This window comes from Proteus sp. G2618 (genome assembly GCF_009915995.1).
GTDB classification, from domain to species: Bacteria; Pseudomonadota; Gammaproteobacteria; order Enterobacterales; family Enterobacteriaceae; genus Proteus; species Proteus terrae.
This window is the reverse complement of record NZ_JAABNI010000025.1, coordinates 354,879-362,556: the sequence shown is the minus strand read 5'-3', so window position 1 is coordinate 362,556 and position 7,678 is coordinate 354,879. Positions and strand designations below refer to the sequence as shown.

Genomic DNA, 7,678 nt, shown 5'->3' with positions numbered 1-7,678 from the left:
CTTTCTCTTCGTTCAAGCTCAGTGTCTTTGCTACTTTGGCTTACCCCTTGAAGGGGTTTTCATATTCTTTATTGCTCAATTTATCCGAGATTAAATTCGACTTTTCTTGCTCTCTGATATACTTTTGAATTGTGGCTTCATTGAGTCCAACTGTTGTGACATAGAACCCTTCCGCCCAAAACTTTCTGTTGCCAAATTTATATTTGAGATTGGCATGTCTATCAAAGATCATCAACGAACTTTTATCTTTCAAATATCCCATGAAGCTTGATACGCATATCTTCGGTGGAATACTCACTAACATATGAACATGATCTGGCATAAGGTGCCCTTCGATTATTTCTACACCTTTATATTTACAAAGGCCTCGAAGGATTTCACCTATACTTGAACGAATTTTATTAAAAATTACTTTCCGTCTATATTTCGGCGAAAAGACGATATGGTATTTACACAGCCACTTTGTATGTGCTGAGCTTTGTGCTTTAATGCCCATAAACACCTTTCCTTATTTAAGTTACGAATATTAGCTTGAACATCTATATCGTAACGGAAAGGTGTTTTTCTTGGTATAACCTTTAATACCCACCCGCATAGCGGGTGGTTTTATATTTAAGACGCTGACGCGACTTAAACTGGCTAAAGCCCATAATAAATAGTAAAAAGGCTCGATATTATTTATCGAGCCTTTTTACTGAATTTTCTACATATCTACCCTATATTTTTGATCTAACTCTGAGTTTTTAATTATTCATTTTTTCACCATTTTGAATAAGTTCATAGATAATTTTATGTTTAAAGATGATGAATGTTTTATTTTGATCCGAAAATAAAGAGATACCATCATTTCTATAGTTTTTTTCTATTTCCTCACACAATAAAACTCTATTGTTAGCATTCTTACTCGTTGCAATTTTAGCTATGGAGGATATTAACGCTTCTTTTTTATCCGGATTGAAAGTAGATAAATTATCTATTAAACTTGGCATTCTATTTTGAACTACTAAATTAACATCTCCTAATTTATTATTAATAAATTTTTTCATTTCATCTAAATAGTAATCTTTGGGTTTTAGATTATCTAAATATTTTAATATTAAATTAAATATATAGTTATTATAGTCTATGTTGTGACTAAATTGATTACCAAATAATTTTAGTTTAATATTCTCAAAAATATCAATAACTAAATCAATATTAACCTTATTCATTAACGATATTTCTAATAGCCAAATTTGTGTATCTTTATCTAATTCAGATATCTTATGATAGACATCACTATTGAGATAATGTTCCGTTGATATTTTTTTCTTACCAGATTCATCAACTAAATAGAATTCTATTTTATTGTTTTTTACTATGAAATAGACACTCTCTCTTTATTTTTTCAATAATTGATATGATGTCTTCATTATTATTTATAATGTTATTCTTGTTTATATTTTCTATAATGCTATCAATCCATACATTATTTTTTCTAAAGGTCTATTTTCAGCTATTGTTTCTTTATTATTAACAATATCAAAAATAATATCTCTTAAGTTAAACTTTAACTTAACTTCGTTATCAATAGAGAACATGATGCTATCACTTTCAAAATTGGCATTAAAATAAATAATGTTAATGCATTATTTATTTCACCATGTCTAAAAAAATCTGTAACTTTATTTCTTAATAACATTATATCCTGTGGACTTTTATCACTAGAAAGTTTGTTCATTCTTTTATCACTTATATTAGCTCCAGCTATCGGTATACTTATCATTGCTATCTCTTATATTAGTTTGTTTAAGCATAAGTTATTCTAATGCCATTAAAATTTATATAAAAATACACACATTATTTTCCCTCGGAATTAATATAAAACTTAAGTTGATAAACGTGAAGTACCGATGTTATTTAAAGCATTAGGATTATATCCAACAATAAATCAGCAAGATATTTTGCATTTGCGGTCACATTGATTCTGGGAAGCGTTTTTTTATTAACGCGCTGGCTTGCCTTAATATCAATTGGTCGAGGTTTTGCCTCAGCTCGTGGATTACACATAGAGCGTGCCAGTATTATTTTATTAATCATTGTGTCCTTGTTATGTGCCTTAGTGACTTCAACAGTAGGTCCTATCGCTTTTATTGGCTTAGTTGCTCCTCATATGGCGATATTACTTGGTGCTAAAAAAATTAAATCACAATTGATTGTTTCGGGGTTAATAGGTGGAACCTTAATGGTTTGGGCTGATTAGCTTGGGCAAATATTTATTTATCCTGCACAAATTGCAGCAGGAACTTTAGTGGCGATTTTAGGTGGTAGTTATTTCCTATGTTTAATGTTGTTAAATTGTAGCCGTTGATTTGAAAAGCCTAAGATATCTACACTAATTTTTACTGATATTCTTAGGCTTTGATTGTTATTAATTACGCATAATTTTTACTGTTTTTATTGCTTTTATGATTAATGCGTTGTCATGCCTATTTAGAAATGGCCTTAGAGCCTGAAATTCAGCGTATTTAAATAAAAAGAGTAATAACTATTACCCTTTTCTCTTTTAGATACGCAATAATGTGACGTTGTCACGATAAGCTTTGGCTATTTTAGTAATTGTGTAAATTGCTGATATAGCATATTACCTAATGTTTCTGCGGTATATTCATCGCTATGACCTAAATTATCAACAGCGGCATGCATACCATGATAAATCAATGTACTGGTTAATCCCGGCTGTGTAACGTGCCAGGTTTTATTTTCTGTACCTGAAATTAACAGTGATTGAATTTGCTGTAATGCTCTATTTTCATGAATATTACTGCTTTGATGAAAGGCTTGATGAAAAAGCATATCGTGTAATTCTTGTTTTTCAACATAAGCAATAACGCTGATTTCACACCATTGTTTTAATTTTTCATGATGATCTTGTTGTGAGCAGGCATTCATTGCGTTATCTATTTTATTTAAATACCAATCCATATAGCGTGTTCTGAGCGCATCAAGAACGTCTGTTTTAGCAGAAAAATAGTGATAATACGTCCCTTTAGCTACCCCTGCTTTTTTTACGATATCGCTAACGGTTGTGGCATCAAAACCTTTATCAAGAAATAATGTTTCTGCGGCATTCATTAACTCTTCTAAACGAACCTCTGCGGGTTTTGTTCTCGGTTTATCTGTTGTTTGTTCTTCTAATGACATTGCTTATCTCCCTCAAAGTCGCTTGTAAAGAGTACTCTATATTAAAGTGACTCACAATAATGATAAATGAAACTCATTATCAATAAGTATTGACCGACAGTCAGTCGGGTATTATTATGCCAGTATTATTCATTATTTAGGCAATAAAGCTTATGACTTATTTAAAACGACTGTCACTTATCTGTGCCATTTGTTTAGGTACTTTTATGGCAACTCTTGATATTAGTATCGTCAATGTGGCTCTACCGACTATTCAAAATGATATTCATGCTGATATGGCAACCTTGCAATGGATTGTTGATGCTTATGCGCTTTGTCTATCAGCTTGTATTTTGTCATCTGGCCCTTTAAGTGATCGTTTTGGACGAAAAAAAGTGTGGCTATGGGGTGTGATTATTTTTACATTAGGTTCAATAATTTGTGCGATTGCACAGCAACATGAAATACTAATCCTTGGGCGTATTATTCAAGGTATTGCCGCTGCTGCACTTATTCCGGGTGCATTGTCTTTAATTACTCATGCTTTTCCTATTGATATTGAACGCGTTCGTATCATCGGAATTTGGTCTTCCGTTAGTGCGTTATCACTTATCATTGGCCCTATTTTAGGTGGGGTTTTAGTTCATACTAGTGGTTGGGCGAGTATATTTCTTATTAATATTCCTATTGGTATTATTACCGTTTTATTAGGTTGGTATGGATTAAGTGAGAGTGCTGATCCTGAAAATGTTGCTTTAGATCCTTTAGGTCAATTAACCAGTATGTTGGGATTAGGATTGCTGACTTATGGCTTAATTGAAGCTGGCTCTGTTGGGTGGACACATTATAGAACCCTATCAACACTGATTGTAGGTGTTATACTTCTTACCCTTTTCTTAATAATAGAAAAACGTGTTGAACGTCCATTATTACCACTGGCGTTATTTAAAGATCGCACGTTCTTTCAATATAATCTTTCTTCTTTTACCTTGGGTTTTGCCACATATAGTAATGTATTTTTTATCGCTTTCTTTTTGCAAAAAGCACAAGGCTGGAGTGCATTAGAAACAGGTTGGAGAATGGCACCAGAGTTTATTGCAATGGCGCTATTCTCTATGTCTTTTGGGAGACTCTCTTCTTATTTCTCAGTCAGAAAATTGATGATTTATGGTTTCTTATTTATCGCCATTTCTTCTTGTTTATTAGCGACATTAGCAACTAATAGCTACTATGGAATAACAGGAAGCTACCTCTTTTTATTAGGTGCCGGAATGGGATTATCAACGCCAGCAATAGGTGCTTTAGTGATGAAAAGTGTGCCACCATCTCGCTCTGGTATGGCGTCGGCAACCATGAATACATTAAGGCAAACCGGTATGACGATGGGAATTGCTTTATTAGGTACATTGATGGTGCAACAAGCAATCCATTATATGGTTATTCAAAGCCAAGTATTGGGAATATCTGTAAATTATATCGATATTGTCAGTTTAGTGACTGAAAATACGATAAATAATTTAGACAAAGGATTTGTCACTTTGTTACCAGAGGCATTTAATTCGGGATTTGCTTATGCGATTGCAACCGCAGGGATCTCATGTTTTGTGACACTATTTATTGTGCTTTTTCCTGTTAAAGCAAAACATACTGCACTTACTCAAGAAATCACAGATTAATATTTATAAACGCTGAGCGAGAAACTCAAGAAAAGACTCAATATTACGTGAAAGAGAGCTACGAGTTGCATATATTGCCATTAAATTAATTGTTGCGGGTTGTTGAGGAAATTCAATAGCCCGTAATTTTCCCGCTTCAATCATCTCAAGACAGCAATGCTTCTGCTTGTCCGCGCTCTTCAGCGCCGACACCAGGATAAGCGCCTGCAGAATCAATAAAAATAATAACAGGTAGATAAAAGCGCTCTGCCATTTTCATTAAACGTAATGCTTTTCTGTAACCTTCTGGTGATGGCATACCAAAATTGCGAAGAATTTTCTCTTTTGTATCGCGGCCTTTTTGTTGTCCAATCACCATGACTGGCATTTTTTCTAAACCCGCTAAACCCGCAACAATTGCTTTATCATCGGCATAAGCTCTATCACCCGCTAACTCCTGAAAATCAGTAAAAATCGCATTAAGATAGTCAAGAGTATATGGGCGCATGGGATGACGAGCGAGTTGTACTATTTCCCAAGCCCCTAAATCAGTAAAAATAGATTTTGTTAGTGAAAGGCTTTTTTGCCTTAAGCGTGCAATCTCTTCATCTAAATTAATACCTGTTGGTTCATCTTGAGATTGCTTAAAGGTGAGCAAGGCATCTATTTTTTCGTCTAATTCCACAATAGGTTTTTCAAATTCAAGATGAATAAAAGACATAACGACCTCAGATTTAGTGCAGTAAATAAAACAGTAATTAGCTCAGTTTAGAAAAAATAACACTGTGGTGATAGAGAGGAATTTGATAATTACTATTATCAAAAATGGGATAATTAAATATTACTACAAGATCAGCAAGAAAAAATACAAGATCAAAAAGAGCTTTTTTGCTGACTGAAAGCTATACAGCAATTAGTAAGTCATGTATTAATACACAGTGCGCATTTGTTCTTTTTTCACCCGTAAAAAACGCATAAACTATAAAACACTCTATAAAATACAAATAATTAGAAAAAAATAATATGTTCTCAAAAAAAACACGATCAACAACTGCATTACTATTTTCATCACTTCTTCTCACAATAGGAAGAGGTGCAACATTACCGTTTATGGCGATCTATTTATCGCGGGAGTATCAATTACCTGTCGATGATATTGGTATTGCTATGTCTATTGCATTAACAACAGGTATTTTTTTCAGTCTTGGCTTTGGAATGCTTGCTGATAAATTTGAGAAAAAACGTTATATGCTACTATCTATTATAACGTTTATCTTTGGTTTTGCCGCAATACCTATGGTTCATAGTACTATTTTAGTGGTTATCTTTTTCTCAGTAATTAACTGCTCTTATTTAGTATTTTCAACTGTGTTAAAGGCCTATTTTTCTGAAACTTTATCGGATTCAGCAAAACCTAAAATATTCTCTCTAAACTATACCTTTATTAATATGGGGTGGACGGTTGGCCCTCCGATTGGCACCTTATTATTAATGTATGGAACTCAACTGCCCTTTTGGCTTGCTGCTATTTCTGCTAGTGTTCCACTTTTTATGATCCAATTATTTGTTCAGCGTTCTAAAGCTATAAATGCGAGTGAAGAAAATAGCGTGAAGTGGGATCCGAAAATAATGCTAAAAGACAGAGCATTAAGTTGGTTTGTACTCTCGACTTTTTTCGGTACATTAACGTTTGGCTCTTTTGCGTCATGTATTTCGCAATATATTTTAGTGGTCTACGATGCAAAATTGGCAGAGTCTGTTATTGCGGTTGTATTACCTGTAAACGCCGCCATTGTCGTCTCTCTACAATATATTGTCGGTAAACATGTTACAGCCGAAAGGCTACGTAAATTAATGACGCTTGGTACGCTATTTTTTATGATGGGCTTACTTGGTTTTATGTTTGCAGGCAATAATTTAATCTTTTGGGCATTAGCTATCGGTGTATTTACCTTGGGTGAATTAATTTATGCACCTGGTGAGTATATGATGATTGATAACATTGCGCCGTTAGGAATGAAAGCAAGTTATTTTTCGGCTCAGTCATTAGGTTGGTTAGGTGCCGCACTTAATCCATTAGCTAGTGGTTTTATTTTGACTTCATTCCCTCCTATTTCTTTATTTGTGATTTTAATGGCGATTTGTGGTCTTGCTTGGTTTTGTATGATCCAAGGAATGAATGTAAGTCAAAAAAGAGCTATTGCACTGTAATTTTGGCGGTTAATTAGCATAAACCCAAAAGACATCCCGATGGATGTCTTTTTTATGGAATTCGTTTGCGAGTAAACCACGACTGCTAATAATAAGGTTATTTAGATGTTCTTCTTAGTATGGTTTCAATGCTAATGGGGAAAAAGTCATTCACATCGACACCGACATTAATTGCGCTTTTTCCTAAAACATCTAAACGTTTACGTTGAGTGGGATCTTTTTGTGAATTATGGACATGACCATATAAATGAATAGAATCACGGAAAAAACCAGCCCATTCCAATATAGGGTAATGGAACATAACAATTTTTCTTTTTTTATAATCCAACTCAAAATAATCTTTTACCCATTCAAATGCAGATACATCAAATTCCGAATCGTCTAGAAACTTGTCGTGGTTTCCGCGGATAAGGTACTTTTTACCTTTTAATCGGCGCAAGATTTGATTAGCATCTCGCCCTGTACCTCGATAAAGAAAATCACCTAAAATATAGATTTCGTCATTATCAGAGACGTAAGCATTCCAATTATGAATTAGAGTGTCATTCATATGGCTAATACTATTGAATGGACGATCACAAAGATTGAGGATATTTGAATGGCAAAAATGTGTATCAGAAGTAAAATAAATCATAGTAATTTCTTAATAA

General features: G+C 33.6%; 8 protein-coding genes and 1 pseudogene. 3 read left to right on the top strand and 6 right to left on the bottom strand.

The window, feature by feature from the left end:
* Window positions 1-40 precede the first annotated feature (40 nt).
* A complete protein-coding gene (gene tnpA, locus GWJ01_RS16535) occupies window positions 41-496 on the bottom strand; it encodes an IS200/IS605 family transposase (RefSeq protein WP_161710588.1) in 456 nt (151 codons plus the stop codon).
* 247 nt (window positions 497-743) lie between these two features.
* Window positions 744-1,211: a hypothetical protein gene (locus tag GWJ01_RS16530; RefSeq protein WP_161711338.1), complete on the bottom strand. Its 468-nt coding sequence runs from the start codon at window positions 1,209-1,211 to the stop codon at window positions 744-746.
* A gap of 695 nt (window positions 1,212-1,906) precedes the next feature.
* Between GWJ01_RS16530 and GWJ01_RS16525 the strand changes: the two genes are divergently transcribed.
* Entirely contained in the window at window positions 1,907-2,242 is a 336-nt protein-coding gene (locus tag GWJ01_RS16525; protein ID WP_326490314.1) for an iron chelate uptake ABC transporter family permease subunit, read from the top strand.
* 344 nt (window positions 2,243-2,586) lie between these two features.
* Here GWJ01_RS16525 and GWJ01_RS16520 read toward each other — a convergent pair whose 3' ends face one another.
* Window positions 2,587-3,183, bottom strand: coding sequence for a TetR/AcrR family transcriptional regulator (locus GWJ01_RS16520; RefSeq protein ID WP_161711337.1), 597 nt, complete (start codon window positions 3,181-3,183; stop codon window positions 2,587-2,589).
* A 152-nt stretch (window positions 3,184-3,335) separates the two neighbouring features.
* Here GWJ01_RS16520 and GWJ01_RS16515 point away from each other — a divergent pair, with 152 nt between their 5' ends.
* Complete coding sequence (locus GWJ01_RS16515; RefSeq protein ID WP_109393763.1) at window positions 3,336-4,838, top strand: MFS transporter; 1,503 nt, start codon at window positions 3,336-3,338, stop codon at window positions 4,836-4,838.
* A gap of 3 nt (window positions 4,839-4,841) precedes the next feature.
* Here GWJ01_RS16515 and GWJ01_RS16510 read toward each other — a convergent pair whose 3' ends face one another.
* Window positions 4,842-4,982: a hypothetical protein gene (locus GWJ01_RS16510; RefSeq protein WP_234566216.1), complete on the bottom strand. Its 141-nt coding sequence runs from the start codon at window positions 4,980-4,982 to the stop codon at window positions 4,842-4,844.
* A 10-nt stretch (window positions 4,983-4,992) separates the two neighbouring features.
* Window positions 4,993-5,538: pseudogene (locus GWJ01_RS16505) on the bottom strand (carboxyl transferase domain-containing protein); the annotation flags it as partial.
* A 302-nt stretch (window positions 5,539-5,840) separates the two neighbouring features.
* Between GWJ01_RS16505 and ydeE the strand changes: the two are divergent.
* The gene (gene ydeE, locus GWJ01_RS16500) at window positions 5,841-7,028 is read left to right on the top strand and encodes an efflux MFS transporter YdeE (RefSeq protein ID WP_161711336.1); all 1,188 of its coding nucleotides are present in this window, start codon (window positions 5,841-5,843) and stop codon (window positions 7,026-7,028) included.
* 97 nt (window positions 7,029-7,125) lie between these two features.
* Here ydeE and GWJ01_RS16495 read toward each other — a convergent pair whose 3' ends face one another.
* A complete protein-coding gene (locus GWJ01_RS16495; protein WP_109393766.1) occupies window positions 7,126-7,662 on the bottom strand; it encodes a metallophosphoesterase in 537 nt (178 codons plus the stop codon).
* Window positions 7,663-7,678: the final 16 nt, after the last annotated feature.